The sequence below is a fragment of the Variovorax sp. 01N425 genome, assembly GCF_056399465.1.
The window spans coordinates 77,823-102,013 of record NZ_JBFTRJ010000020.1 but is presented as its reverse complement, the minus strand read 5'-3'; the positions used below and the strand labels follow the sequence as shown (position 1 = coordinate 102,013).

At 66.5% G+C, this 24,191-nt stretch carries 23 protein-coding genes; 2 read left to right on the top strand and 21 right to left on the bottom strand.

The window, feature by feature from the left end:
• Positions 1–3: 3 nt before the first annotated feature.
• The 3 genes from folP to AC1DSC_RS28570 form a co-directional block, all read right to left on the bottom strand.
• Complete coding sequence (folP, locus tag AC1DSC_RS28580) at positions 4–864, bottom strand: dihydropteroate synthase (RefSeq protein ID WP_012747733.1); 861 nt, start codon at positions 862–864, stop codon at positions 4–6.
• A 63-nt stretch (positions 865–927) separates the two neighbouring features.
• Entirely contained in the window at positions 928–2,844 is a 1,917-nt protein-coding gene (ftsH, locus tag AC1DSC_RS28575) for an ATP-dependent zinc metalloprotease FtsH (protein WP_012747732.1), read from the bottom strand.
• Between the two features lie 178 nt (positions 2,845–3,022).
• Positions 3,023–3,691, bottom strand: coding sequence for an RlmE family RNA methyltransferase (locus tag AC1DSC_RS28570; RefSeq protein ID WP_012747731.1), 669 nt, complete (start codon positions 3,689–3,691; stop codon positions 3,023–3,025).
• Positions 3,692–3,723: 32 nt separating this feature from the next.
• On the opposite strand from AC1DSC_RS28570, the gene AC1DSC_RS28565 reads away from it, so the two are divergent.
• Positions 3,724–4,203, top strand: a complete 480-nt coding sequence (locus AC1DSC_RS28565) for a YhbY family RNA-binding protein (RefSeq protein WP_012747730.1) — start codon at positions 3,724–3,726, stop codon at positions 4,201–4,203.
• A gap of 41 nt (positions 4,204–4,244) precedes the next feature.
• Positions 4,245–4,964, top strand: coding sequence for a hypothetical protein (locus AC1DSC_RS28560; RefSeq protein WP_049826162.1), 720 nt, complete (start codon positions 4,245–4,247; stop codon positions 4,962–4,964).
• A 50-nt stretch (positions 4,965–5,014) separates the two neighbouring features.
• Here AC1DSC_RS28560 and AC1DSC_RS28555 read toward each other — a convergent pair whose 3' ends face one another.
• The 18 genes from AC1DSC_RS28555 to uppS form a co-directional block, all read right to left on the bottom strand.
• A complete protein-coding gene (locus AC1DSC_RS28555; protein ID WP_012747728.1) occupies positions 5,015–5,437 on the bottom strand; it encodes a DUF4149 domain-containing protein in 423 nt (140 codons plus the stop codon).
• 8 nt (positions 5,438–5,445) lie between these two features.
• Entirely contained in the window at positions 5,446–5,922 is a 477-nt protein-coding gene (greA, locus tag AC1DSC_RS28550) for a transcription elongation factor GreA (RefSeq protein WP_012747727.1), read from the bottom strand.
• 64 nt (positions 5,923–5,986) lie between these two features.
• The gene (locus AC1DSC_RS28545) at positions 5,987–6,856 is read right to left on the bottom strand and encodes a Kdo hydroxylase KdoO (RefSeq protein ID WP_012747726.1); all 870 of its coding nucleotides are present in this window, start codon (positions 6,854–6,856) and stop codon (positions 5,987–5,989) included.
• Positions 6,857–6,864: 8 nt separating this feature from the next.
• Positions 6,865–10,113 (bottom strand): carbamoyl-phosphate synthase large subunit, encoded by a 3,249-nt coding sequence (carB, locus tag AC1DSC_RS28540; protein WP_012747725.1) that lies wholly within the window; start codon positions 10,111–10,113, stop codon positions 6,865–6,867.
• 1 nt (position 10,114) lies between these two features.
• Complete coding sequence (locus tag AC1DSC_RS28535) at positions 10,115–10,672, bottom strand: ORF6N domain-containing protein (protein ID WP_012747724.1); 558 nt, start codon at positions 10,670–10,672, stop codon at positions 10,115–10,117.
• Entirely contained in the window at positions 10,665–11,834 is a 1,170-nt protein-coding gene (gene carA / locus AC1DSC_RS28530; RefSeq protein ID WP_012747723.1) for a glutamine-hydrolyzing carbamoyl-phosphate synthase small subunit, read from the bottom strand. Before carA ends, AC1DSC_RS28535 begins: the two co-directional genes overlap by 8 nt.
• A 198-nt stretch (positions 11,835–12,032) precedes the next feature.
• On the bottom strand, positions 12,033–12,827 hold the full coding sequence (locus tag AC1DSC_RS28525; protein WP_012747722.1) for a TrmH family RNA methyltransferase: 795 nt from the start codon (positions 12,825–12,827) through the stop codon (positions 12,033–12,035).
• An 8-nt stretch (positions 12,828–12,835) separates the two neighbouring features.
• Positions 12,836–13,558 carry a ribonuclease HII gene (rnhB, locus tag AC1DSC_RS28520; RefSeq protein ID WP_012747721.1) on the bottom strand — a complete coding sequence of 241 codons (723 nt, stop codon included), beginning with the start codon at positions 13,556–13,558 and terminating at the stop codon, positions 12,836–12,838.
• Positions 13,530–14,678, bottom strand: a complete 1,149-nt coding sequence (gene lpxB, locus AC1DSC_RS28515; protein WP_012747720.1) for a lipid-A-disaccharide synthase — start codon at positions 14,676–14,678, stop codon at positions 13,530–13,532. The genes rnhB and lpxB overlap by 29 nt, the downstream gene beginning before the upstream one ends.
• 19 nt (positions 14,679–14,697) lie before the next feature.
• Positions 14,698–15,486, bottom strand: coding sequence for an acyl-ACP--UDP-N-acetylglucosamine O-acyltransferase (gene lpxA, locus AC1DSC_RS28510; RefSeq protein ID WP_012747719.1), 789 nt, complete (start codon positions 15,484–15,486; stop codon positions 14,698–14,700).
• A gap of 23 nt (positions 15,487–15,509) precedes the next feature.
• Entirely contained in the window at positions 15,510–15,962 is a 453-nt protein-coding gene (gene fabZ, locus AC1DSC_RS28505) for a 3-hydroxyacyl-ACP dehydratase FabZ (RefSeq protein ID WP_012747718.1), read from the bottom strand.
• A 23-nt stretch (positions 15,963–15,985) separates the two neighbouring features.
• Positions 15,986–16,963, bottom strand: a complete 978-nt coding sequence (gene lpxD / locus AC1DSC_RS28500; RefSeq protein ID WP_012747717.1) for a UDP-3-O-(3-hydroxymyristoyl)glucosamine N-acyltransferase — start codon at positions 16,961–16,963, stop codon at positions 15,986–15,988.
• Between the two features lie 14 nt (positions 16,964–16,977).
• Positions 16,978–17,520, bottom strand: a complete 543-nt coding sequence (locus AC1DSC_RS28495) for an OmpH/Skp family outer membrane protein (protein WP_012747716.1) — start codon at positions 17,518–17,520, stop codon at positions 16,978–16,980.
• Entirely contained in the window at positions 17,521–19,956 is a 2,436-nt protein-coding gene (gene bamA / locus AC1DSC_RS28490) for an outer membrane protein assembly factor BamA (RefSeq protein WP_012747715.1), read from the bottom strand. It abuts the gene before it with no gap.
• 38 nt (positions 19,957–19,994) lie between these two features.
• Positions 19,995–21,365: an RIP metalloprotease RseP gene (gene rseP, locus AC1DSC_RS28485; protein WP_012747714.1), complete on the bottom strand. Its 1,371-nt coding sequence runs from the start codon at positions 21,363–21,365 to the stop codon at positions 19,995–19,997.
• Between the two features lie 24 nt (positions 21,366–21,389).
• Positions 21,390–22,577 carry a 1-deoxy-D-xylulose-5-phosphate reductoisomerase gene (ispC, locus tag AC1DSC_RS28480; protein ID WP_012747713.1) on the bottom strand — a complete coding sequence of 396 codons (1,188 nt, stop codon included), beginning with the start codon at positions 22,575–22,577 and terminating at the stop codon, positions 21,390–21,392.
• On the bottom strand, positions 22,574–23,419 hold the full coding sequence (locus tag AC1DSC_RS28475) for a phosphatidate cytidylyltransferase (protein ID WP_012747712.1): 846 nt from the start codon (positions 23,417–23,419) through the stop codon (positions 22,574–22,576). The genes ispC and AC1DSC_RS28475 overlap by 4 nt, the downstream gene beginning before the upstream one ends.
• 27 nt (positions 23,420–23,446) lie before the next feature.
• A complete protein-coding gene (gene uppS, locus AC1DSC_RS28470) occupies positions 23,447–24,190 on the bottom strand; it encodes a polyprenyl diphosphate synthase (protein ID WP_012747711.1) in 744 nt (247 codons plus the stop codon).
• Position 24,191 lies beyond the last annotated feature (1 nt).

The window sequence follows — 24,191 nt, the reverse complement described above, 5'->3', positions numbered from 1 at the left end:
TTGTTATGGATGTGTCTCTTCGGCCTTCATGGCGCGCCACACGGCGATGGCCGCCACGGTGTCGCGCACGTCGTGCACCCGCACGATGGCCGCGCCGCGGTCCACGGCCAGCACCGCCGCAGTCACGCTGGGCACCAGGCGCTCGGCGGCCGCCGGAATGCCGCTGACCGTGCCGATCGACGATTTGCGCGACCAGCCCAGCAGCAGCGGACAGCCGGCATCGAGCAGTTCGCGCTGGCGCGCCAGCAGCGCAAAATTCTGCGCCACGGTCTTGCCGAAGCCGATGCCCGGGTCCAGCGTGATCCGCGACGGATCGACCTTCAGCGCCTGCAACCGGGCCACCTGCTCCGCCCAGAACGACAGCACCTGGGGCACCACATCGCCCTGCATGGGCGCGGTCTGCATGGTCTGCGGATCCCGATGCATGTGCATCAGGCAGATGCCGCACGAGGGATGCGCCGCCACCGTTTCGCGCGCACCGGGCCGGCGCAGCGCCCAGACGTCGTTGACGATGTCGGCGCCCAGTTCGAGCACCGCGCGCATGACTTCCGGCTTGTAGGTGTCGATGGACAGCGGCACGTTGAGCTTGACGGCTTCCCGGACCACCGGCAACACGCGTGCAAGTTCCGCATCGAGCGGCACGGCCGGGCTGCCGGGGCGGGTCGACTCGCCCCCAATGTCGAGGATGTCGGCGCCCTCCTTCAGCAACTGCTCGCAATGCCGCAGCGCGGCCTCGGTGGAAGCATGCGCGCCGCCGTCGGAGAAGGAGTCGGGGGTGACGTTGACGATGCCCATCACGCGCGGCTGCGCGAGATCGATTGCAAAACGGCCGGCCTGCCAGACCACCGCGGGGGCCATCGTCATGCGGCACCTTCATCATCGAAAACGGGGCCCATGGCCCCGTTGGTGTTGAACACCGGATTCACTTCAGGCCACTGTGGGTGCCGGATCCGGATTGACTGCCGGCGTGCCGCCGCTGCCGCCACTGCCCGAAGGCGGAATGCGCGGCGTCCAGTCCTTGGGCGGGCGCGGTGCGCGGCCGGCCATGATGTCGTCGAGCTGTTCCGTGTCGATGGTTTCCCATTCGAGCAGGGCCTTGGCCATGACGTGCATCTTGTCGCTGTTTTCCTCGATCAGGCGGCGCGCCAGGGCGTACTGCTCGTCGATGATGCGGCGCACTTCGGCGTCGACCTTTTCCATGGTCTGCTCGCTCATGTTGGTGGTCTTGGTGACCGAGCGGCCGAGGAACACTTCGCCTTCGTTCTCGGCATAGACCATCGGTCCCAGCGCGTCGGTCATGCCGTAGCGCGTGACCATGTCGCGGGCGATGGAGGTCGCGCGCTCGAAGTCGTTGCTGGCGCCGGTGGTCATCTGGTGCATGAACACTTCTTCGGCGATGCGGCCGCCGAACAGCATGCTGATCTGGTTCAGCATGTATTCGCGGTCATAGCTGTAGCGGTCCTGCGCCGGCAGGCTCATGGTCACGCCCAGGGCCCGGCCACGCGGGATGATGGTGACCTTGTGGACCGGATCGCACTTGGGCAGCAGCTTGCCGATGAGCGCGTGGCCGGACTCGTGGTAGGCCGTGTTGCGGCGCTCTTCCTCGGGCATGACCATGCTCTTGCGCTCGGGGCCCATGAAGATCTTGTCCTTGGCCTTCTCGAAGTCCTGCATCTCGACCACGCGCGCATTGCGGCGTGCAGCCATCAGTGCGGCTTCGTTGCAGAGGTTGGCCAGGTCGGCGCCGGACATGCCGGGCGTGCCGCGCGCAATGACGCTCGGGTTCACGTCCTGGCCGAGCGGCACCTTGCGCATGTGAACGCCCAGGATCTGCTCGCGGCCGCGGATGTCGGGCAGCGTCACGTACACCTGGCGGTCGAAGCGGCCCGGGCGCAGCAGCGCGGCGTCCAGGATGTCCGGGCGGTTGGTGGCAGCCACCACGATCACGCCCAGGTTAGTTTCGAAGCCGTCCATCTCCACCAGCATCTGGTTCAGCGTTTGCTCGCGCTCGTCGTTGCCGCCACCCAGGCCGGCACCGCGCTGGCGGCCCACCGCATCGATTTCGTCGATGAAGATGATGCAGGGCGCGTTCTTCTTGGCGTTCTCGAACATGTCGCGCACGCGCGCCGCGCCCACGCCGACGAACATTTCGACGAAGTCCGAACCCGAGATCGAGAAGAACGGCACCTTGGCTTCACCTGCAATCGACTTGGCCAGCAAGGTCTTGCCGGTGCCCGGAGGGCCGACCAGCAGCAGGCCGCGCGGAATGCGGCCGCCAAGCTTCTGGAAGCGCTGCGGGTCCTTCAGGAAGTCGACCACCTCGCGGACCTCCTCCTTGGCCTCGTCGCAGCCCGCGACGTCGGCAAAAGTGACCGTGTTGTTGTTCTCGTCCATCATGCGGGCCTTGCTCTTGCCGAAGCTGAACGCCCCGCCCTTGCCGCCGCCCTGCATCTGCCGCATGAAGTAGATCCAGACCCCGATCAGGAGCAGCATCGGCCCCCAGCTCACCAAGAGCGTCATGAGGAGCGAGCCCTCTTCGCGCGGCTTGACGTCGAACTTGACGTTGTGGTCGATCAGGTCGCCCACCAGGCCGCGGTCGAGCACGGTGGCGGTCGTGCGGATCTTGCGATCCTCGTTGGTGACGGCCACGATCTCTCCGCCGCCCGCACCTTCAGGAATGACGGCGCTCTTGATCTGGTTGTTTCGGACCTGATCCAGGAACTCCGAATAGCTCACCGTCCCTGAGCCGACGCCGCCGCGGGTGTCGAACTGCTTGAACACAGTGAACAACACCATGGCAATGACGAGCCATACGGCAACTTTGGAAAACCACTGATTGTTCAAACGAAGCTCCAGTCGAAAGCGCGTGACAAGATTGTGAAAAGAACGCGCTATGGATACGCAATTGCGCCCCATTTTAGGCTTTTCAAGCTGCGAAAAGCGGGCATTTCCCTAAAGCAGCCATAGCCGGACAAGGGTTTGCGCCCCATGGGCACGCTTTGCGGGGCCCGGCGTCAAGGTATCAAAGCGTTTCCTGAGCCTTCAGACCCATGCCGACAAGGAAGGTTTCCGATGATTTGTCACGCGAGGCCTTGGGTTTGAAGGGCTTCACGGTGCGGAAGTTCGCCTTGAACAGCTTCACCAGCTCGTCATAGCCGCTGCCATGGAAGAGCTTGGCCACCAGTGCCCCCTCGGGCTTCAGGTGGTGCTGGGCAAAGTCGATGGCCAGCTCGATCAGGTGCGCCACGCGGGCCGCATCGGCCGAATGGATGCCCGACAGGTTCGGGGCCATGTCGGAAACCACCAGGTCGGCCTTCCGGCCGGCCAGCACGCCCAGCACCTGTTCCAGCAGTTCCGCCTCGCGGAAATCGCCCTGCAGGAAGGTCACGCCCTCGATCGGCTCCATCGGCAGGATGTCCAGCGCAATGATGGTGCCGTTCAGCTCGCCGGCCGCGGCGCCCTCGGGCGACATGCGCCGGCGCAGGTACTGGCTCCAGGCTCCGGGCGTGGAACCCAGGTCGACCACCAGCTGGCCCGGCTTGACCAGCCCGAGCGATTCGTCGATTTCCTTGAGCTTGTAGGCGGCGCGTGCGCGGTATCCCTCGCGCGTGGCCAGTTTCACATACGGGTCGTTGATGTGGTCGTGCAGCCAGGCTTTGTTGACTTTTTTGCTTTTGGCTTTGGTGCTCATGGAGGTCTTTGTAACGCGTCGATAATACGGGGATGCCCGCCATTCAACTTACCCCTGCCGAGCGCAAGGTGCACCGCGCCGAAGCTCACCACCTGGATCCGATCGTCATGGTCGGTGGAGACGGGCTCACCCCTGCCGTGAAGAAAGAAGCCGACGCGGCGCTCAAGGCCCATGGCCTGATCAAGATCCGCGTCTTCTCCGACGACCGCCTGGCCCGCGATGCCATGCTGCAAGAGCTCGCCGACGAGCTCGGTGCCGCCCCCATCCAGCACATCGGCAAGCTGCTGGTGCTGTGGCGCCCCAAGCCCGAGAAGGAGCGCGTGGTCGATGAAGACCGCATGCCCGGCCCGCGCGACATCAAGGTGCTGAAGTACAGCAAGCGCGGCGGCCAGCGGCCCGAGATCAAGACCCTGCGCGTGCTCGGCAACCAGCGCCTCACGCCCGGCGGCACCATCAAGCGCGCCAAGGCCAAGCGGCCGCTCTCGGCCAAGAAACGCAACCAGGCAGACTGAACTTGGTGCCAGCGCAAGGCGCACAGCGCCACATTCTCTGCATGAAGTGGGGCACGAAATACGGCCCCGAGTACGTCAACCGCCTCTACGCGATGGTGCGCCGCAATCTCAGCGGCGACTTCAAGTTCGTGTGCCTGACGGACGACGGCACCGGCATCCGCCCCGAAGTGACCTGCCTGCCGATCCCGCCGCTCAACCTGCAGCTGGCGCCCGGCCAGCGCGATGGCGCCTGGAAGAAGCTCACCACCTTCGAAAAAGACCTGCACGGCCTGCGCGGCACCGCCCTGTTCCTGGATGTGGACGTGGTCGTGGTCGGCAGCCTCGATGCCTTCTTCGAATACCCCGGCGAGTTCCTGATCATCCACGACTACGCGCGCCCCTGGCGGCGCGAGCGGATCACGGGAAACTCGTCGGTCTACCGCTTCGAGCTCGGCGCCCATGCCGACATCCTGGCGTATTTCCGCGACAACATGGACAAGGTCCAGGCCGAGTACCGCAACGAGCAGACGTACCTGTCCGCCATGCTGCACAAGCAAGGCAAGCTGGGCTACTGGCCCGCGGCCTGGTGTCCGAGCTTCAAGTACCACGGCATCCCGATGTGGCCGGCCAACTACTGGGAAGAGCCCTTCGTGCCCGAGGGTGCGCGCATCATGGTGTTCCACGGCGAATGCAATCCGCCCGACGCGCTGGCGGGCCGGCGCAACCGGGCTTTCCGCTACATCCGGCCGGCGAACTGGGTCGCCAGGTTCTGGAAGGAATGAACGGGAGATAGCGGCAGGGACGGTGCAAGTCGTCCTGCCGCCGTAGGCGTTCAGGCCGTGGCAGGCGCCCGGCCGCCCATGCGCCACAGCAGCGCGCCGGTACAGAGCCACTGGACCACGTACATGCCGCTTCCCACGGCGTGCCATAGCTTGAGGTTGTCGCGCGCGAGTATGCGCGGCGCCACGGCATATTGCTGGAGCAAAGCCAGCAGCAGCGCACCCAGGATCAAAAAGATGGCGGCCATCGAGGCGCTGTCGATGCGCTGGTCCATCTTCGTGCGGAAGTGAACCAAAAGCAGCAGGCCGCAGCCAATCGCGATCCAGCTCTGCGCCTCGAACAGCTGGCCCGCGAAATTGCCGGCCACCGCGGGGTTGCCGAGCCGCGCGAAGAGCATCGGCACCACAATGAAACCGATCGTCGTGAGGCTGCCCCACCAGAAGGCGGCCAGCAGCAGCGCGAGGCGGTCTTTCATCCTGCCTGTCAGATGTAGCGCACCGCCACGATCTCGTAGCGCTTGAGGCCGCCGGGCGCCTGCACCTCGGCGGTGTCGCCTTCTTCCTTGCCGATGAGCGCGCGCGCGATCGGGCTGGAGATGTTGATCAGGCCCAGCTTCAGGTCGGCCTCGTCCTCGCCGACGATCTGGTACTTGACGGCCTCGCCCGATTCTTCTTCCTCGAGTTCCACCGTGGAGCCGAACACCACCTTGCCGCCGGCGTCGAGCTCGGCCGGGTCGATGATCTGGGCGGCCGAAAGCTTGCCCTCGACTTCCTGGATGCGGCCCTCGATGAAGCCCTGGCGGTCCTTGGCGACTTCGTATTCGGCGTTCTCGCTCAGGTCGCCCTGCGCGCGGGCTTCGGAGATGGCATTGATGACCCAGGGGCGGTCCACGGTCTTGAGCTGATGCAGCTCGGCGCGCAGCTTCTCGGCACCGCGCTTGGTAATTGGAATGGTGGCCATGTTTGGTTCTCCATAAAGCGAAACCGCCGAACGCTGCCGTTCGGCGGTCGATTGGGGGACAGGATCAGACGAGTGTGCGTCCGGTCAGCCGGCTCAGGATGGCGAGCGGGCTCGAATCAGGATTGTATTGCTTCGACGCGGGCAGATGAAGGGTCTGCTCGAGCATGTACTGGCCCGCCATGACGGCGTGCGAGGTCTGGTCCGAGAAGCACACCCACACCGACCCCGGCGGAAATTCGGCCCTCTCCTGCGGCGAATTCTCCTGGTAGGCCATGTCCGACTTCATGCCATCGTGCAGCTGCAGCATCAGGTGGTCGTATTCGCTGCGAAACGACTTGGTCACGTGCAGCGCCTGCAGCAGCCTGGCCTGCCAGCGCACATAGGGCTTGGCACGCGGCAGGAAGCGCCTGGCGATGTCCTCGAAAGGCTCGCCCACGCGCCACACGCGCGGTGCGCCCTCGGGGTTGACGTTGGTGAAGACGCGCAGGATGCGCTCGCCGTAGTTGGGCCGCGACGGAAAGGCGTCGACGTGCAGGCGCCGGTCGTCGGCGCGCCACGACTGCACGCGCGTCTCGACCTGTGCCGGCCGGTAGCTGGTCGGCGCCAGGCGCAGTGCCGGCGTGTAGTGCGGCAGCAGGCCGTGGATCAGCTGCTGCGCCTGCGCGCGAAACCGCCCTACCATCGCCGCCGCCGTGCGCTGCACCGCCTCGTCGCCGACGGCGCCCTTGAGCTTGCCGTTGGCATCGAGGCTGATGTTGCGCACGTCGGGCGACAGCAGGCTGGGCGTCAGCAGGCTGCGCTCTTCGGGCAGCAGCTCGAAACCCAGGCGCGGAAAATACAGCACCTTGCCCGCTTCCAGCTGCGCGATCCACGCCTCGTTGGGCGTGGCCGCGCGCCAGTCGCTCAGATCCAGTTCGACGAGCTGCGTTTCCATGGCCACGCTCAGGCGGCAGCCAGCTGCGCGTGCATCTCCTGCACCGAGATCACGCCGAGCTCGTCCATGAAGCCCATGCCCTCGACCGCGGCTTCGGCGCCGAAGATCGTGGTGAAGGTGGTCACGCGGGCCAGCAGCGCCGAGGTGCGGATCTGGCGCGAATCGTTGATCGCGTTGCGGCGCTCTTCCACCGTGTTGATGACCAGCGCAATCTCGTTGTTCTTGATCATGTCCACGATGTGCGGGCGGCCCTCGGTCACCTTGTTCACCGTCGCGCATTCAATGCCCGCGGCACCGATGGCGGCGGCCGTGCCCTTGGTCGCGATGATCTCGAAGCCCAGCTTGACCAGGCCGCGCGCCACTTCCACGGCGCGCGCCTTGTCGTTGTTCTTCACCGAGATGAAGACCTTGCCCGACTTCGGCAGCAGCGTGCCGGCACCGAGCTGCGACTTCACGAAGGCCTCGCCGAAGGTCCTGCCCACGCCCATGACTTCGCCGGTCGACTTCATCTCGGGGCCGAGGATGGTGTCCACGCCAGGGAACTTGACGAACGGGAACACGGCTTCCTTCACGCTGAAGTACGGCGGCGTGACTTCCTTGGTCACGCCCTGCGACTTGAGCGACTGGCCGGCCATGCAGCGCGCCGCCACCTTGGCGAGCTGGATGCCGGTGGCCTTGCTCACGTAGGGCACGGTGCGCGAAGCCCGCGGGTTCACTTCGAGCACGTAGATGACGTCCTTGCCGTCCTTCTGCTGGATCGCGAACTGCACGTTCATCAGGCCCACCACGTTGAGCGCGGCGGCCATCGCGGCGCTCTGGCGCTTCAGTTCGGCAATGGTTTCGGCGCTCAGGCTGTAGGGCGGCAGCGAGCAGGCGGAGTCGCCCGAGTGCACGCCGGCCTGTTCGATGTGCTCCATCACGCCGCCGATCAGGGTCTGGCCCTCGGCGTCGCGGATGCAGTCGACGTCGCATTCGACGGCGTCGTTGAGGAAGCGGTCGAGCAGCACCGGCGAATCGTTGCTGACCTTCACCGCCTCGCGCATGTAGCGCTCGAGGTCGCGCTGCTCGTGCACGATTTCCATCGCGCGGCCGCCGAGCACGTAGCTCGGGCGCACCACCAGCGGATAGCCCAGCGCCGCGGCCTTTTCGAGCGCCTCGGGCTCGGTGCGCGCCGTGGCGTTCGGCGGCTGGCGCAGGCCCAGCTCGTGCAGCAGCTTCTGGAAGCGCTCGCGGTCTTCGGCCGCGTCGATCATGTCGGGCGAGGTGCCGATGATCGGCACGCCGTTGGCCTCGAGGTCGAGCGCGAGCTTCAGCGGCGTCTGGCCGCCGTACTGCACGATCACGCCGAGCGGCTTTTCCTTGTCGACGATCTCGAGCACGTCCTCGAGCGTGAGCGGCTCGAAGTACAGGCGGTCGGAGGTGTCGTAGTCGGTCGACACGGTCTCGGGGTTGCAGTTGACCATGATGGTCTCGTAGCCGTCCTCGCGCATCGCGAGCGCGGCATGCACGCAGCAGTAGTCGAACTCGATGCCTTGGCCGATGCGGTTGGGGCCGCCGCCGAGCACCATGATCTTCTTCTTGTCGGTGGGATCGGCTTCGCACTCGTCCTCGTAGGTCGAGTACATGTAGGCCGTGTTGGTCGCGAACTCGGCCGCGCAGGTATCCACGCGCTTGTAGACCGGGCGCACGCCGAGGGCGCGGCGCTTTTCGCGCACGGCCGTGTCGGTGGTCTTGAGCTGCTTGGCGAGTCGGCGGTCCGAGAAGCCCTTCTTCTTGAGCGCGAGCAGCGTGTCGCGGTCGATGTCGGCCAGCGACTTGGTTTCGAGCTCGAGCTCGATCTTCACGATCTCCTCGATCTGCACCAGGAACCACGGGTCGATCTTGGTCAGCGCGAACACTTCATCGACGCTCAGGCCCATGGCGAAGGCATCGCCCACGTACCAGATGCGCTCAGGGCCGGGCTCGCCCAGTTCCTTCTCGAGCACTTCGCGGTCCTGCGTCTTCTCGTTGAGGCCGTCCACGCCCACTTCGAGGCCGCGCAGCGCCTTCTGGAACGACTCCTGGAAGGTGCGGCCCATGGCCATCACCTCGCCCACCGACTTCATCTGCGTGGTCAGGCGCGAATCGGCCTGCGGGAATTTCTCGAAAGCGAAGCGCGGGATCTTGGTGACCACGTAGTCGATCGACGGCTCGAACGACGCGGGCGTGGCGCCGCCCGTGATTTCGTTGCGCAGCTCGTCGAGCGTGTAGCCCACGGCCAGCTTGGCCGCGACCTTGGCGATCGGGAAGCCCGTGGCCTTGGAGGCCAGCGCCGACGAACGCGACACGCGCGGATTCATCTCGATGACGACCATGCGGCCGTCCTTCGGGTTGATCGAGAACTGCACGTTCGAGCCGCCGGTATCGACGCCGATCTCGCGCAGCACGGCCAGCGAGGCGTTGCGCAGGATCTGGTATTCCTTGTCGGAGAGCGTCTGCGCAGGGGCCACGGTGATCGAGTCGCCGGTGTGCACGCCCATGGGGTCGAGGTTCTCGATCGAGCAGACGATGATGCAGTTGTCGGCCTTGTCGCGCACGACTTCCATCTCATACTCTTTCCAGCCGAGCAGCGACTCTTCGATCAGCAGCTCGTTGGTCGGCGAGGCTTCGATGCCGCGCTTGCAGATGGTCTCGAACTCTTCCGGGTTGTAGGCGATGCCGCCGCCGGTGCCGCCGAGCGTGAAGCTGGGGCGGATCACCGTCGGGAAGCCGACCGACTTCTGCACGGCCCAGGCTTCGTCCATCGAGTGGGCGATGCCGGAGCGCGCCGAGCCGAGGCCGATCTTGGTCATCGCGTCCTTGAACTTCAGGCGGTCCTCGGCCTTGTCGATGGCTTCGGGCGTGGCGCCGATCAGTTCGACCGGCTTGTTGGTGGCCGCGCCGGTGTACTTGTCGAGCACGCCGTGACGCCAGAGGTCGAGCGCGCAGTTCAGCGCCGTCTGGCCGCCCATGGTCGGCAGGATCGCGTCGGGGCGCTCCTTGGCGATGATCTTCTCGACCGTCTGCCAGGTGATCGGCTCGATGTAGGTCACGTCGGCCGTGGCCGGGTCGGTCATGATCGTGGCGGGGTTGCTGTTGATCAGGATGACCTTGTAGCCCTCCTCGCGCAGTGCCTTGCAAGCCTGCACGCCGGAGTAGTCGAACTCGCAGGCCTGGCCGATGATGATCGGGCCGGCGCCGATGATGAGAATGGATTGGAGGTCTGAGCGCTTGGGCATCTTATTTGTCCTTGGTGAAACCGATGCCGCGGCCGCTGTAGGCGCCCGGCTTCGGCTCATCCATCAATTGATGGATCGCGTTGAATACATCGCGAAAGTTCTGGTCGTATCGCTGTTCCAGCGCATTCAGCTTGCGCTTGAGATCGGCATGCTCCGACAGCATGCTGCGCAGCTTGACGAAGGTCCGCATGATCTCGATGTTGACGGCCACCGCGCGTTCGCTGCGCAGCACGCTCGACAGCATGGCCACGCCCTGCTCGGTGAAGGCCACGCTGCGGTAGCGCGCGCCGCCGGAGCCGGGCCTCTCGGGTTTTGAGATCACAAGCTGTGATCTCAAAGCCTCGAGGTCGTGGTTCTCGAGGGTGAAGGCGAAGTCCGCCGGAAAACGATCGAGGTTGCGGCGCATGGCCTGCAACAGCACCCGGGTCTCGACGCCGTAGAGCGCGGCAAGGTCCTGCGCCAGCATGACCTTGAGGCCGCGCAGCACATAGATCTTGCCCTCGGCATCGCGCAATGCGGCGATGACCGAGACGTCGAGCACCGCGGGTGCATCAGCCACGTGCCTGCTCCATGAGCGCGGTGAAGCGGTCGAACAGGTAGCCGATGTCGTGCGGGCCGGGCGAGGCTTCCGGGTGGCCCTGGAAGCAGAACGCCGGCTTGTCGGTGCGCGCAAGGCCCTGCAGCGTGTTGTCGAACAGGCTGATGTGGGTCGCGCGCAGGTTGGCGGGCAGCGACTTCTCGTCGACCGCGAAGCCGTGGTTCTGGCTGGTGATGCTCACTCGGCCGTCGTCCAGGTCCTTCACCGGATGGTTCGCGCCATGGTGGCCGAACTTCATCTTGAAGGTCTTTGCGCCCGAGGCCAGCGCCATGATCTGGTGGCCCAGGCAGATGCCGAAGGTGGGAATGCCGGTCTCGATCAGTTCCTTGACCGCGCTGATGGCGTAGTCGCAGGGCTCCGGGTCGCCCGGGCCATTGGCCAGGAAGATGCCGTCGGGCTTGAGCTTGAGCACGTCGGCCGCGGGCGTCTGCGCCGGCACCACGGTGATGCGCGCACCGCGCTGCGCGATCATGCGCAGGATGTTCTTCTTGACGCCGTAGTCGAAGGCCACCACGTGGAACTTGGGCGTGATCTGCACGCCGTAGCCCGCGCCCAGCTTCCATTCGGTCTCGGTCCATTCGTAGGTCTGCGTGACCGACACCACCTTGGCGAGGTCGAGCCCGGCCATGCTGGGCGCGGCCTTGGCGGCGGCAATGGCCTTGTCGACCAGCGCCTGCGTCACGGCCTCGCCCGCGGCCAGGCCCAGGATGCAGCCGTTCTGCGCGCCGTGGGTGCGCAGGTGGCGCGTGAGCTTGCGGGTGTCGATGTTCGCGATGGCCACCGTCTTGCCGGCCACGAGGTATTCGCTCAGCGTGGCGGTCTTGCGGAAGTTGGAGGCGACGAGGGGCAGGTCCTTGATGATCAGGCCCGCGGCATGGATCTTGTCGGCTTCGATGTCTTCCCCGTTGACGCCGTAGTTGCCGATGTGCGGATACGTGAGCGTCACGATCTGCTGGCAGTAACTCGGGTCGGTGAGGATTTCCTGGTAACCGGTCATGGCGGTGTTGAACACCACTTCGCCGGTCGTGGAGCCGGCGGCTCCGATCGAATTGCCTTGAAAGACCGTGCCGTCTGCGAGCGCCAGGATGGCGGGCGGGAAACTTCCCTTGAGAGACAAAAGCACTGGGTTCTCCGGATGGTTACGGTCGCCCGGAGCCCCAGGCGCGTTGCCTGCGGACTGCTGCTTAAGGGGATTTTGGCGTTAAAGGCGGCCGGGCGACGCTATTGCGAGTAAGCCCCCGATTGTAGCCCGGCGGCATCGCCCTCTCGGGCCTCGGGGGCGGAAAACATTCGCGCCTCATGCCTATGCGGCATTCGAGGATCAGGAAGCCGCCTGGACAAGCGCCGCGGCGCCGCTCGCGTGCAGGCAGATCGCCGCCGCAGCCGCCACGTTCAGCGACTCCTCGCCGCCCGGCTGCGCAATCCGGATGTGATGGCTGGCGCGGGCTTCCAGCGCCGCTGAAACGCCCTGCCCTTCGTGCCCCAGCAGCCATGCGCAGGGATGCGGCAGCCTCGCCTCATGCAGCCAGTCGCCCCGGTGGGAACTGGTGGCCACGAGCGGCACCTTGAGTTCGTCGAGCGCATCGGCCTCCACGCCTTCGATCAGCCGCAGCCCGAAATGCGCGCCCATGCCGGCGCGCAGCACCTTCGGCGCCCACAGGGCGGCCGTGCCCTTGAGCGCGATCACCTGCTTGAACCCGAAAGCCGCCGCGCTGCGCAGGATGGAGCCGGCGTTGCCGGCGTCCTGCAGGCGGTCGAGCACCACGCTGGGCGCATCGGGAAGCAGTTCCGGCCGCGCCGGCAGATCGAGCACGAAGCCCATTGGCGCAGGCGACTCCAGGCCGCTGACGGCCCGCAGCAGATCGTCGTCGACAACTACCGTTTTGATAGCAGAACTCGCCCATTCGGCGGGCGCCGACGGCCAGAAGGACTCCGAAAAGACCGCGACCGCAGGCCGGATGCCGCGCGCAAGCGCCGCCCGGCAGAGATGGTCGCCTTCGAGCCAGACCCGGCCGAGCCTGCGGTAGGCGCCCGGGTCCTGGGCCAGCTTGCGCAGCTCCTTGAGCAGGGGGTTGTCGCGCGAACTGATGTGATTCGCGCCGGTGGGACTGGTCATGCTTCGGCTCAAGGCGCGGTGCGCAGGTCGAGGTGCACAGTCTCGGCCGCCGGAAATTCGGCCGGAACCTGCATCGAGGCCTCGAGCACGAGCGCCGCGGCGCCCTCCGCCGTGCGCGCCAGCGCCGCGGCCACCGGGCTGAACGACCTGCGGTGATGAATGCACGCGCCATGGCGCTGCAGCGCCTCCAGGTGCTCCGGCGTGCCGTAGCCCTTGTGGCCGGCAAAGCCGTAGTGCGGAAACTCCAGGTGCAGTTGCTCGCACAGCCGGTCGCGATGGACCTTGGCCAGGATCGAGGCGGCGGAAATCGCCTTGATCCGCGCGTCGCCCTTGACGATGGCCTCGGCCAGCACGTCGAGCGTGGGCAGGCGGTTGCCGTCGACCAGCACCTTGGCGGGCTTCAGGCGCAGGCCCTCGACTGCGCGGCGCATCGCGAGCATGGTGGCCTGCAGGATGTTGTGGGTGTCGATTTCCTCGACCGTGGCCTGGGCCACCGAGCAGCACAGCGCCTTGGCAAGGATCTGGTCGTTCAGGCGTTCGCGCTGCAAGGCCGTGAGCGTCTTGGAATCGGCCAGGCCGCGGATCGGCCGCTGGTCGTCCAGGATGACCGCTGCCGCGACGACCGGGCCGGCCAGTGGCCCGCGGCCCGCCTCGTCGACGCCCGCAACGAGGCCCGGCGCGTCCCACACGAGGGCCGCCTGCTCAGCCTTCAAGAACTTTCTGGATCGCATCGGCGCAAAGTGTGGGCGTATCGCGCTGCAGTTGCACGTGCAGCTCTGAAAATTTTTGTTGCAGCGCCTGCGTTTTCTCGGGCGCGTCGAGCCAGGCGAGCGTGGCGTCGGCCAGCGCCTGCGGCGTGGCGGCCTCCTGCAGCAGCTCGGGCACCACGAATTCACGCGACAGGATGTTGGGCAGGCCGACCCATGGCTGGAGCTGCTTGCGCTGCATCAGGCGCCATGACAGCGCATTCATGTTGTACGCGATGACCATCGGCCGCTTGAACAGCGCCGCCTCGAGCGTGGCGGTGCCGCTGGCGATCAGGGTGGCGTCGCAGGCGGCCAGCGCTGCATGCGACTGGCCGTCGAGCAGTTGCACCCGCCCCGCTGCGCCGCTGGCCTGCAGCAGCGCCTCGACCTCGACGCGCAGCCCCGGCAGGATGGGGGCGACGAAGCGGAGTGCGGGCCGCGCCTTCAGCATCTGCGCCGCGGCGGCGAAGAACCGCGCAGCGAGGTAGCGCACTTCCGAACGGCGGCTGCCCGGCAGCAGGGCCACGACCTGCGCATCCGGCGCAAGGCCGAGGGCCGCGCGCGCCCCGGCGCGGTCGGGCACCATCGGAATCACATTGGCCAGCGGATGGCCGACGTAGCTGCCCTGCACGTCATGTTCGGCCAGCAGTGCCGGCTCGAACGGAAAGATGCACAGCACGTGGTCGGCCGCGGCCCGGATCTTTTCGATGCGGTCGGCGCGCCAGGCCCAGATCGACGGGCAGACGAAGTGCACGGTCTTCATGCCGCGGCTGCGCAGCCCGGCTTCGAGATCGAGATTGAAATCGGGCGCGTCGACGCCGATGAAGAGTTCGGGCCATTCGCGCAGCAGCCGCGCCTTGAGCTGCCGGCGGATGCCCGCGATCTCGGCGTAGTGGCGCAGCACTTCGATGTAGCCGCGCACCGCAAGCTTTTCCTGCGGCCACCAGCTCTGCAGCCCGTGCGCGAGCATGCGGGGCCCGCCGATGCCCATGGTCTGGAGCGAGGGCCAACGCGCCTGCAGGCCGTCGAGAAGAAGGCCTGCGAGCAGGTCGCCGGAAGCTTCTCCCGCGACCAGCGCGAAGCGTCGCTGTTCGTCCTTGCCCATGGCGGCTGTCTCGCTTACTTCAACGCGCGATGCCGCGAGTCGATGTGGCCAGGAACTGCTCCATCAGCGCCACGTCGGCGGCCGCTTCCGGCATTTCGGTGGCCAGGGCGGCGATGCCGGCGCGCGCTTCTTCGAGCGTCTTGCCCTGCCGGTACAGCAGGCGGTGCATCTGCTTGACCGCGGCCAGGCGGGGCGCCGAAAAATCGCGCCGGCGCAGGCCCACCACGTTGAAGCCGCGCACCGCCAGCGGATTGCCGTCGACCAGCATGAAGGGAGGCACGTCCTGCGACACGGCGCTGGCAAAGCCGACCATGGCATGCGCGCCGACCGAGACGAACTGGTGGATGCCCGTCAGCCCGCCGATCGTGACCCAGTCGGCCAGGTGCACGTGGCCGGCCAGCGTGGTGTTGTTGGCCAGCGTGGTGTGGTTGTCGACATGGCAGTCATGCGCAATGTGCGTGTACGCCATGATCCAGTTGTCGTTGCCCACGGTCGTCACGCCCCCCGCCCCCGGCACGCCGAGGTTGAAGGTGCAGAACTCGCGGATGACGTTGCGGTCGCCGATGACCAGCTCGGTGGGCTCACCCGCGTATTTCTTGTCCTGCGGAATGGCGCCGAGCGAGGAAAACTGAAAGATCCGGTTGTCGCGGCCGATGGTGGTGCGCCCTTCGATCACGCAATGCGCACCGATGGTCGTGCCGGCGCCGACCCGCACGTGCGGACCGATCACGGTGTAGGGCCCGACCGAAACGGAGGCGTCCAGCTGTGCCTTCGGGTCGACGAGCGCTGTGGGATGAACCTGCGTCATGCCTTGTCGTAACCGCCGCAGGATCAGTTGATCTGGCGCATCGCGCACATCAGCGTGGCCTCGCAGGCCAGCTCGCTGCCCACCAGCGCGCGGCCCTTGAACTTGGAGATGCCGGCCTTCATGCGCTCGATCTCGACTTCGAGCGTGAGCTGGTCGCCCGGCTCCACGGGGCGCTTGAAGCGCGCGCCGTCGATGGCCGCGAAGTAGTAGACCGTGTTGTCGTCAGGCACGATGTCCAGCGAATGAAACGACAGCAGCGCGGCCGCCTGCGCCATGGCTTCGAGCATGAGCACGCCCGGCATCACCGGACGGTGCGGGAAGTGGCCGTTGAAGAACGGCTCGTTCATTGTCACGTTCTTGAGCGCCGTGATGCGCTTGCCCTTTTCCATGTCCAGCACGCGATCCACCAGCAGGAACGGGTAGCGGTGGGGCAGCAGCTTGAGGATTTGATGGATATCGAGCGTCGTCGTCGTCATGATTTTCTGTTCCTGCATCGTCTTCACTTTTTCTGAGGGGCCTTTTCGAGCGCCTTGAGTCGTTCGCGCAGGCTGTGCAACTGCTTGAGCGTTGCCGCGTTCTTTTCCCAGTTCGCATTGTCGTCGATGGGGAACATGCCGGTGTACTGGCCGGCCTTGCGGATCGAGCGGGTCACCACGGTGGCCGCGGACACGTGCACCCCGTCGGCCACCGTGAGATGGCCGAGCACGATCGCACCGCCGCCGAAGGTGCAGTGCGCACCGATGGTGGCGCTGCCCGCCACGCCAACGCAGCCGGCCATGGCGGTGTGCTTGCCGACACGCACGTTGTGGCCGATCTGGATCAGGTTGTCGAGCTTGACGCCGTCCTCGATGACGGTGTCGTCGAGCGCGCCGCGGTCGATGCAGGTGTTGGCGCCGATCTCGACGTCGTTGCCGATGCGCACCGCGCCCAGCTGCTCGATCTTGACCCAGGCGCCTTCGTGCGGCGCCAGGCCGAAGCCGTCGGCGCCGATCACCACGCCCGGATGCAGCAGGCAGCGCTCGCCGACCACGCAGTCTTCGCTGATCGTCACGCGCGACTTGAGGACCGTGCCGGCGCCGATGCGCGCGCCCCGCTCCACCACGCACAAGGCGCCGATGCGCGCCGTGGCGTCCACCACGGCCTCGGGATGGATCACCGCGGAGGGATGGATGCGGTCAGCCTCGGGCCGCGCATGATGCGCCTTCCACAGCTGCGTGAGGCGCGCGAAATAAAGGTAGGGATCGGCCGCGACGATGAACGCCCCGCGCGAGGCCGCGGCCTCGCGCATGGCCGGCGCGACGATCACGCAGGCAGCCTTGGAGGCCGCCAGTTCCTGCTGGTATTTGGGATGGCTCAGGAAGCTGAGCGCATCGGGCTGCGCATTCTGCAGCGGCGCAAGCCGTTCGATGGACAGCGCCGGGTCCCCGTGAAGCTCGCCCCCAAGGGCGCTGACGATGGCTCCGAGCTGCAGTCCCACGCCGATTCGCGGCGTTACTTGCCGGCCGAAGGAGCAGCGGTCGAGGCGTTCAGGGCCTTGATCACCTTGTCAGTGATGTCGTGCTTGGGATTGATGTAGATCGCTTCCTGCAGGATGGCGTCGTACTTTTCAGCCTCGGCCACCTGCTTCACGACGCGGTTGGCGCGTTCGTAGACCTGCTGGAGTTCTTCGTTCTTGCGCGCGTTCAGGTCTTCCTGGAACTCGCGGCGGCGGCGCTGGAAATCGCGGTCCTGGTCGACCAGCGCCCGCTGGCGCGCGGTGCGCTGGCTTTCGGACAGGGTGGGCGCTTCGCGCTCGAACCGTTCGGAGGCCGTCTTCAGTGCTTCGCCCTGGGCCGTGAGATCCTTTTCGCGCTTGAGGAATTCAGCCTCGAGCTTGGCTTGCGCAACCTTGGCCGGCTGCGCCTCGCGCAGCACGCGGTCCGGATTCACGAAGCCGATGCGAAAGGTTTCCTGCGCCTGGGCGGCAGGCGCCGCAGCCAGCGCGAAAACGGGGACCAACAACGCGCCAACGGCGGCGCGAATCAAATGCTTCATTTAGAAAGACGTTCCGATCTGGAATTGCAAGCGCTGGATTCTATCCTTCGGGATCACAGTGAGGCCGGTATTCGGATCCAGCACTTCCTTTTGGGACTTGATGGGGAAGGCGTAGGCGATGCGCAGCGGGCCCAGCGGCGAGATCCAGCTGATCCCGAGACCCACCGAGGCGCGCAGCTTCTTCTGCGCCTTGTACTGCTCGTCGGTGAGGCCCGGGGCGCGCGAACCGAACACGTTGCCGACATCGAAGAAGGTGTACAGCCGCAGCGTGCGGTCGTTGCCCGCACCGGGGAACGGCGTGCTGAGCTCGGCGTTGAAGACGGCCTTCTTGGTGCCACCCAGCGCGGCGCCTTCGGTCTGGCCGAGGAGCGGCACGTCGCGCGGGCCGAGCGAGTTCTGCTCGAAGCCGCGGATGGAACCCAGGCCGCCGGCATAGAAGTTCTTGAAGATCGGGTAGACCTTGCCGCCCAGGGGCTTGGCATAGCCCACGTCGGCGTTGATCGCAAAGGTGTACTGCTTGTTGATCGCGAAGAACTGCTGGTACTGGTAGTTCGTCTTGACGTACTTCATGTCGCCGGCGGCGCCCAGTTCCAGGTTGGCACGCTGCAGCCGGCCGGTGGTCGGAACCAGCGCGCTGTCGCGGCTGTCGCGGCCCCAGCCGACAGTGAGCGGCACGCCCCACACGCTCTTCTGGTCGCACCCGGTCACGAACAAGCCGGTCGCATCCTTCGAGCACTGGAAGTAGCGCAGGTAGGACGCCGGCGTGAAGAGTCCCGAGAACGAGGTCGACGTGTTCGGATCGAAGGCGTAGCGCTCGAGCCCGACACCGAAGAAGACCGTGTCGACTTCGCTGAACGGCACGCCGAAGCGGATCGAGGCGCCCTGGTTCACCAGCTTGTAGTCGCCGTCGATGTTGGTCGAATACGGGCGCGTGGTGGTGTGATAGACGCTGATCGTGCGCGAGATGCCGTCCTTCGTGAAGTACGGATCGGTGGTGGTCAGCGACAGCGTGCGGTTGTACTTGCTGGTGTTGACCTGCACGCCCAGGAAGTTGCCCGAACCGAAGACGTTCTCCTGCGAGATGCCGAAGGTGAGAGCCACCTTTTCCGCGCTCGAGTAGCCGGCGCCCAGCTGCAGGCTGCCGGTGGGCTTTTCCGCCACGTTGACGACCAGGTCGACCTGGTCGGGCGAGCCCGGGATTTCCTGGGTTTCGACGTTCACTTCGGTGAAGAAGCCCAGGCGGTCCACGCGGTCGCGCGAGAGCTTGATCTTGTCGCCGTCGTACCACGAGGCCTCGAACTGGCGGAACTCGCGCCGGATCACTTCGTCGCGCGTCTTGGCGTTGCCGCCCACCGCCACGCGGCGCACATAGACGCGGCGCGAGGGCTCGGCTTGCAGGGTCAGGGTGACGCGGTTGTTGACGCGGTCGATTTCCGGGCGTGCCTGCACGCGCGCGAACGCATAGCCGAAGGTGCCGAAATAGTCGGTGAAGGCCTTGGTGGTTTCGGTGACCTGCTCGCCGTTGTAGGGCTCGCCGGGCTTGATGGTCACGAGGGACTTGAACTCCTCGTCGCGGCCGAGATAGTTGCCGTCGAGCTTGACGCCGGCCACCACGAACTTCTCGCCTTCCGTGATGTTGACGGTCACCGACAGGTCCTTGCGGTCCGGCGAGATGGCGACCTGGGTCGAATCGATGCGGAACTCGAGGTAGCCGCGCGTGATGTAGTACGAGCGCAGCGTTTCGAGGTCGGCGTTGAGCTTGGAGCGCGAGTACTGGTTGGACTTGGTGTACCAGCTCATGAAGCCGCCGCTGTCCTGGTCGAACAGGCTCAGGAGCGTCGATTCGCTGAAGGCCTTGTTGCCGACCACGCGCACTTCGCGGATGCGTGCGGAATCGCCTTCGGTGACGGTGAACGTGAGATTGACGCGGTTGCGCTCGATGGGCGTGACCGTGGTCACGACCTGCGCGTTGTAGAGGCTGCGGCTCACGTACTGGCGCTTGAGCTCCTGCTCGGCGCGGTCGGCCAGCGCCTTGTCGTAGGGTCGGCCATCGGCCAGGCCCACTTCGCGCAGCGCCTTCTGGAGCGCGGCTTTGTCGAATTCCTTGGCGCCGACGAAATCGACGTCGGCAATGGTGGGACGCTCCTCGACGATCACCACCAGCACGTTGCCGTTGACGTCGATGCGCACATCCTTGAACAACCCCAGGTCGAACAGCGCACGGATGGCGGCCGATCCGCGCTCGTCGCTGTAGGTATCGCCCACTCGCAGCGGCAGCGATGCGAAGATCGTGCCGGGCTCGACGCGTTGGAGGCCCTCGACGCGAATGTCACGCACCGTGAAGGGCTCGACGGCCCAGGCTGCCGTGGCCGCCAACGCGCTGGCCACCACCGCGGCAACGCTACGCAGGCGAAAGCGACTGAAGTTTGTGTTCATCTGTGAATTGGGCCGGCGCGGAAAGGGCCGGCAGAAAGTTAACCAAAGAGCCGCGTGACGTCGTTGAAGAGCGCAACCGACATCATGACCAGCAGCAAAGCGACACCGCCGCGCTGAAGCCGTTCCATCCAGGCGTCAGAGACGCTCTTGCCGGTCAGGCCCTCCCAAAGATAATACATCAGGTGTCCCCCATCGAGGACCGGCAGCGGCATGAGATTGAGCACGCCAAGGCTCACGCTGATCAGTGCAAGGAACACCAGGTACTGGGTCAGCCCGAGGCTCGCGGACTTGCCGGCGTAGTCGGCAATCGTGAGCGGCCCGCTCAGATTCTTGAGCGAGGCTTCGCCGATCACCATCTTGCCCATCATGCGGACGGTCAGCGCCGACACCTCCCAGGTGCGCACGATGCCGCGCCAGACGCCGTCGATCGGGCCTTGGCGCACCGTCACCATTTCGGGAGGCGCACCGACATAGGCGCCGATGCGGCCGACCTTCGCGGCGCCCTCCTCGCGCAGTTCGGGCCTGACTTCCAATTCGATCGACTGGCTGCCGCGCTGCACCTGCCAGGTCTGCGTGCGCGGCTGGTCGCCATCGATCGAGGTGCGGATCGCCTCGCGCAGCTGCTGTCCATCGACGATGGGCACATTGCCGACGCTGCGGACCACATCGCCGCTGCGAAGGCCCGCGCGTTCTGCCGCGCTGCCGGCCATCACCTGGCCGATCTCGGGGCGCGTCAGCGGTGCGAGCACGCCGATCTTGCGGAACATCTGCGGGTCGGCGTCCTTGGCCTCCATGAGGCCGAGCGGCAGCACGACCTGGCGGCCGGGCCGGCCGCCCTCGCCCGCCACTTCGAGCGTCAGGTCGCGGCCGTCGAGCGCGCCGCGCGTCATGCGCCAGCGCAGGTCCTCGAACGACTGCACGGGCTCCAGCTCGCCTTCGAAGCCGGCGCGCGTGATGTGCTCGCCGCCGCGCAGGCCCGCCGCTTCCGCCAGCGATGCCGCCACCGGACGCGCCAGCTTGGCAACAGGCTCCTCGACCCCGATCCAGTTGACGGCCGTGTAGAGCACCACGGCGAGCAGCAGATTGGCAATGGGCCCGGCAGCGACGATGGCCGCGCGGGAGCGCAGCGGCTGCGTGTTGAAGGCGCGGTGCCGCTCCTCGGGCGCCACCGGCCCCTCGCGCTCGTCGAGCATCTTGACGTAGCCGCCGAAGGGAAACGCGCCGATGACGAACTCGGTTTCCTGCCCCGGATGCTGGCGCCTGGGCTGCCAGCGGTAGAGCGTCTTGCCGAAGCCCACCGAAAACCGCAGCACCTTGACGCCGCAGGCGACGGCAACGCGGTAGTGGCCGTATTCATGCACGGCGATCAGGAGGCCGAGTGCAACCACGAAAGCGATGACGGTAAGCATCCGGATCCTCTGTTGGCGGGAGTGTCAGGCCGCGAAGCGCAGCGCCGCGGCATTGGCCGCCGCCCGGGCGCTGGCGTCGAGCGCCAGCAGGTCGGCCAGCGATGCGGGCTTGGAGGGGCTGACGGTTTCCAAAGTTTCCATGTTGACCGCATGAATGCGGTCGAAGCGCAGGCGCCGATCAAGAAAGGCCTCGACCGCGACTTCATTGGCGGCATTGAGCACCGCCGTGGTCCCCGGCGCCGCGCGCAGCGCATGCCAGGCCAGGCCGAGCCCTGGAAACAGCGCCGCATCGGGCGCGTCGAAGCTCAGCGACGCCATCCGGCGGAAATCCAGCCGCGCCGCGCCGCTCTCGATGCGCTCGGGCCAGGCCAGTCCGACCGCGATGGGCACCCGCATGTCGGGCGTTCCCAGTTGGGCAATGACCGATGCATCGGTGAACTGGACCATCGAATGCACCACGCTCTGGGGATGGATCACCACCTCGATCTGCTCGGGCAGCACGCCGAACAGATGGCGCGCCTCGATCACCTCGAGCGCCTTGTTCATCATGGTGGCGGAATCGACCGAGATCTTGCGGCCCATGACCCAGTTCGGATGCGCGCAGGCCTGCTCGGGCGTGACCGTGCCCAGCGTGTCGGGCGCGCGCGTGCGGAACGGGCCGCCCGATGCCGTGAGAATGATCTTGTCGATGCGGCGCGGCCAGGTCGACGGATCTTCGGGCAGCGACTGGAAGATGGCCGAGTGTTCGCTGTCGATCGGCAGCAGCGTGGCACCGCCTTCGCGCACGGTGCGCATGAAGAGCTCGCCGCCGACCACCAGCGCCTCCTTGTTGGCCAGCAGGAGCCGCTTGCCGGCGCGCGCCGCGGCCAGGCAGGGCCCGAGGCCGGCCGCCCCCACGATGGCCGCCATCACGGCATCGACCTCTTCGTGGGATGCTATTTTTTCAATAGCATCGCCGCCACTCAGGACGGTAGTCTTGAGATTGTTCTGTTCTATCTTTTCGGCCAGCAGCGCCGCATGCGGCGCGCTCGCCATGACCGCATAGCGCGGCGAAAACCGCGCGCACTGCGCCAGCAGCTCGTCGACCTTGGTCGACGCGGAAAGCGCGAAGACCTCGAAACGCTCCGGGTGCCGCGAAATGACATCGAGCGTGCTGACGCCGACCGATCCGGTCGAGCCCAGCACCGTGATGCGTTGTTTGGGTGTGTTCACAGGAAAGCCAGCATCATTGCAATGGGAAGCGCCGGCAAGAGGGCATCCACGCGGTCGAGCACGCCGCCGTGGCCCGGCAGCAGGCTGCTGCTGTCCTTGGCGCCGGCACTGCGCTTGATCAGCGATTCGACGAGGTCGCCCACGACGCTGATGGCGGCGAGAAACAGCACGCCGACCAGCAGCAGCCACCAGCCGCGCTCGTACAGCCGGGTGTAGAGGCTGGCCACCGTCGCGCCGGCGGCCCTGTCGGCCCACACCCACGCAAAGGCCAGCACCACGACGCCCGCCATGCCGCCCCACACGCCTTCCCAGCTCTTGCCGGGGCTGATGGCGGGCGCGAGCTTGCTGCGCGTGAACTTGAGGCCGAAGGCGCGGCCCGCGAAGTACGCGAAGACGTCCGCCACCCAGACCAGCACGAGGATCGACAGCAGGAAGTTGATGCCGACCATGCGCGCCTGCACGGCCGCGAGCCACGCCACCCAGAGTGCCAGCAGCCCGCCCACCAGCCGCAGCCCGCGGGGAATGCGGGGCCAGCCCGGCACGGCCACACGCAGCAGCGCGGCACCGCCGAGCACCCAGGCCGCACTGGCCAGCAGCCACATGAGCAGCAGCGATCGATCGAGCAGCCCGAGCCACCAGGAGAGCGCACACAGCGCCACGGTTTCCACGCCGAGGAAGACCGACAGCCGCTGGCCATAGCCGTTGAGGCGGCCCCACTCCCATGCCCCGGCACCGATCAGCACCAGCATCACGCAGGCAAAGGGAACGTGCGACGGGTAGAAGAGCGCCGGCAGCAGGATCGCCAGCAGGACGATGGCCGTGAGGATGCGTTGTTTGAGCATGCGCTGGAGGGTCGGACCGTGAGGCCCTCAGGCCAACTGGCGATCGGGTGCGGAGCCGCTGCCGGCCGTGAGTTGTGCGGAGGTCTTGCCGAAGCGGCGCTCGCGCGCCTGGAAGGCGGCGATTCCCGCATCCAGTTCGGCCTGGTCGAACTCGGGCCAGAGCTTGTCGCTGAAGAAAAGCTCCGCGTAGGCGCTTTGCCACAGCAGGAAGTTCGACAGGCGCTGCTCGCCGCCGGTGCGGATGAGAAGGTCGGGATCGGGCACGTGCGCGAGAGCCATGGCGCGGTCGAGATTCGCTTCGGTGAGCGCCTCGCCCTGCTCGGCCAGCCTGGCCGCGGCGCGGGCAATGTCCCAGCGGCCACCGTAGTTGAAGCAGACGTTCAGGATCAGCTTGGTGTTCTGCGCGGTGGCGCTCTCGGCGTCGACCAGGCCCTGCACCATTTTCTTGGAGAGCCCGGCGCGCTCGCCGACGAAATGCAGCTGCACGCCGTCGCGGCTCAGCTTGGGCACTTCGCGCGCGAGTGCGCCCACCATGATTTCCATCAGGCCCGAAACTTCTTCGGGCGGACGGTTCCAGTTCTCCGACGAAAAGGCGAAGACCGTGAGAATGCCCACCCCGCGGTCGACACAGGCCTTGACGCAGCGCCTGAGCGACTCGACGCCCTGCTTGTGCCCCGCCACGCGAGGCAGGAATCGCCGCGTGGCCCAGCGTCCGTTGCCATCCATGACGATGGCAATGTGGTGGGGAATCTGCAGCGAAGACGAGGCCATG

What these genes read in the sequence shown, in the direction of transcription:
- folP (WP_012747733.1), bottom strand. Translation starts at nt 864, where the DNA reads ATGACGATGGCCCCCGCGGTGGTCTGGCAGGCCGGCCGTTTTGCAATC.
- AC1DSC_RS28475 (WP_012747712.1), bottom strand. Translation starts at nt 23,419, where the DNA reads ATGCTCAAACAACGCATCCTCACGGCCATCGTCCTGCTGGCGATCCTG.
- AC1DSC_RS28560 (WP_049826162.1), top strand. Translation starts at nt 4,245, where the DNA reads ATGAAGTGGGGCACGAAATACGGCCCCGAGTACGTCAACCGCCTCTAC.
- rnhB (WP_012747721.1), bottom strand. Translation starts at nt 13,558, where the DNA reads ATGCGATCCAGAAAGTTCTTGAAGGCTGAGCAGGCGGCCCTCGTGTGG.
- AC1DSC_RS28555 (WP_012747728.1), bottom strand. Translation starts at nt 5,437, where the DNA reads ATGAAAGACCGCCTCGCGCTGCTGCTGGCCGCCTTCTGGTGGGGCAGC.
- carB (WP_012747725.1), bottom strand. Translation starts at nt 10,113, where the DNA reads ATGCCCAAGCGCTCAGACCTCCAATCCATTCTCATCATCGGCGCCGGC.
- rseP (WP_012747714.1), bottom strand. Translation starts at nt 21,365, where the DNA reads ATGCTTACCGTCATCGCTTTCGTGGTTGCACTCGGCCTCCTGATCGCC.
- lpxA (WP_012747719.1), bottom strand. Translation starts at nt 15,486, where the DNA reads ATGACGCAGGTTCATCCCACAGCGCTCGTCGACCCGAAGGCACAGCTG.
- uppS (WP_012747711.1), bottom strand. Translation starts at nt 24,190, where the DNA reads ATGGCCTCGTCTTCGCTGCAGATTCCCCACCACATTGCCATCGTCATG.
- AC1DSC_RS28565 (WP_012747730.1), top strand. Translation starts at nt 3,724, where the DNA reads ATGCCCGCCATTCAACTTACCCCTGCCGAGCGCAAGGTGCACCGCGCC.
- AC1DSC_RS28545 (WP_012747726.1), bottom strand. Translation starts at nt 6,856, where the DNA reads ATGGAAACGCAGCTCGTCGAACTGGATCTGAGCGACTGGCGCGCGGCC.
- AC1DSC_RS28570 (WP_012747731.1), bottom strand. Translation starts at nt 3,691, where the DNA reads ATGAGCACCAAAGCCAAAAGCAAAAAAGTCAACAAAGCCTGGCTGCAC.
- AC1DSC_RS28495 (WP_012747716.1), bottom strand. Translation starts at nt 17,520, where the DNA reads ATGAAGCATTTGATTCGCGCCGCCGTTGGCGCGTTGTTGGTCCCCGTT.
- AC1DSC_RS28525 (WP_012747722.1), bottom strand. Translation starts at nt 12,827, where the DNA reads ATGACCAGTCCCACCGGCGCGAATCACATCAGTTCGCGCGACAACCCC.
- greA (WP_012747727.1), bottom strand. Translation starts at nt 5,922, where the DNA reads ATGGCCACCATTCCAATTACCAAGCGCGGTGCCGAGAAGCTGCGCGCC.
- bamA (WP_012747715.1), bottom strand. Translation starts at nt 19,956, where the DNA reads ATGAACACAAACTTCAGTCGCTTTCGCCTGCGTAGCGTTGCCGCGGTG.
- fabZ (WP_012747718.1), bottom strand. Translation starts at nt 15,962, where the DNA reads ATGACGACGACGACGCTCGATATCCATCAAATCCTCAAGCTGCTGCCC.
- lpxB (WP_012747720.1), bottom strand. Translation starts at nt 14,678, where the DNA reads ATGGGCAAGGACGAACAGCGACGCTTCGCGCTGGTCGCGGGAGAAGCT.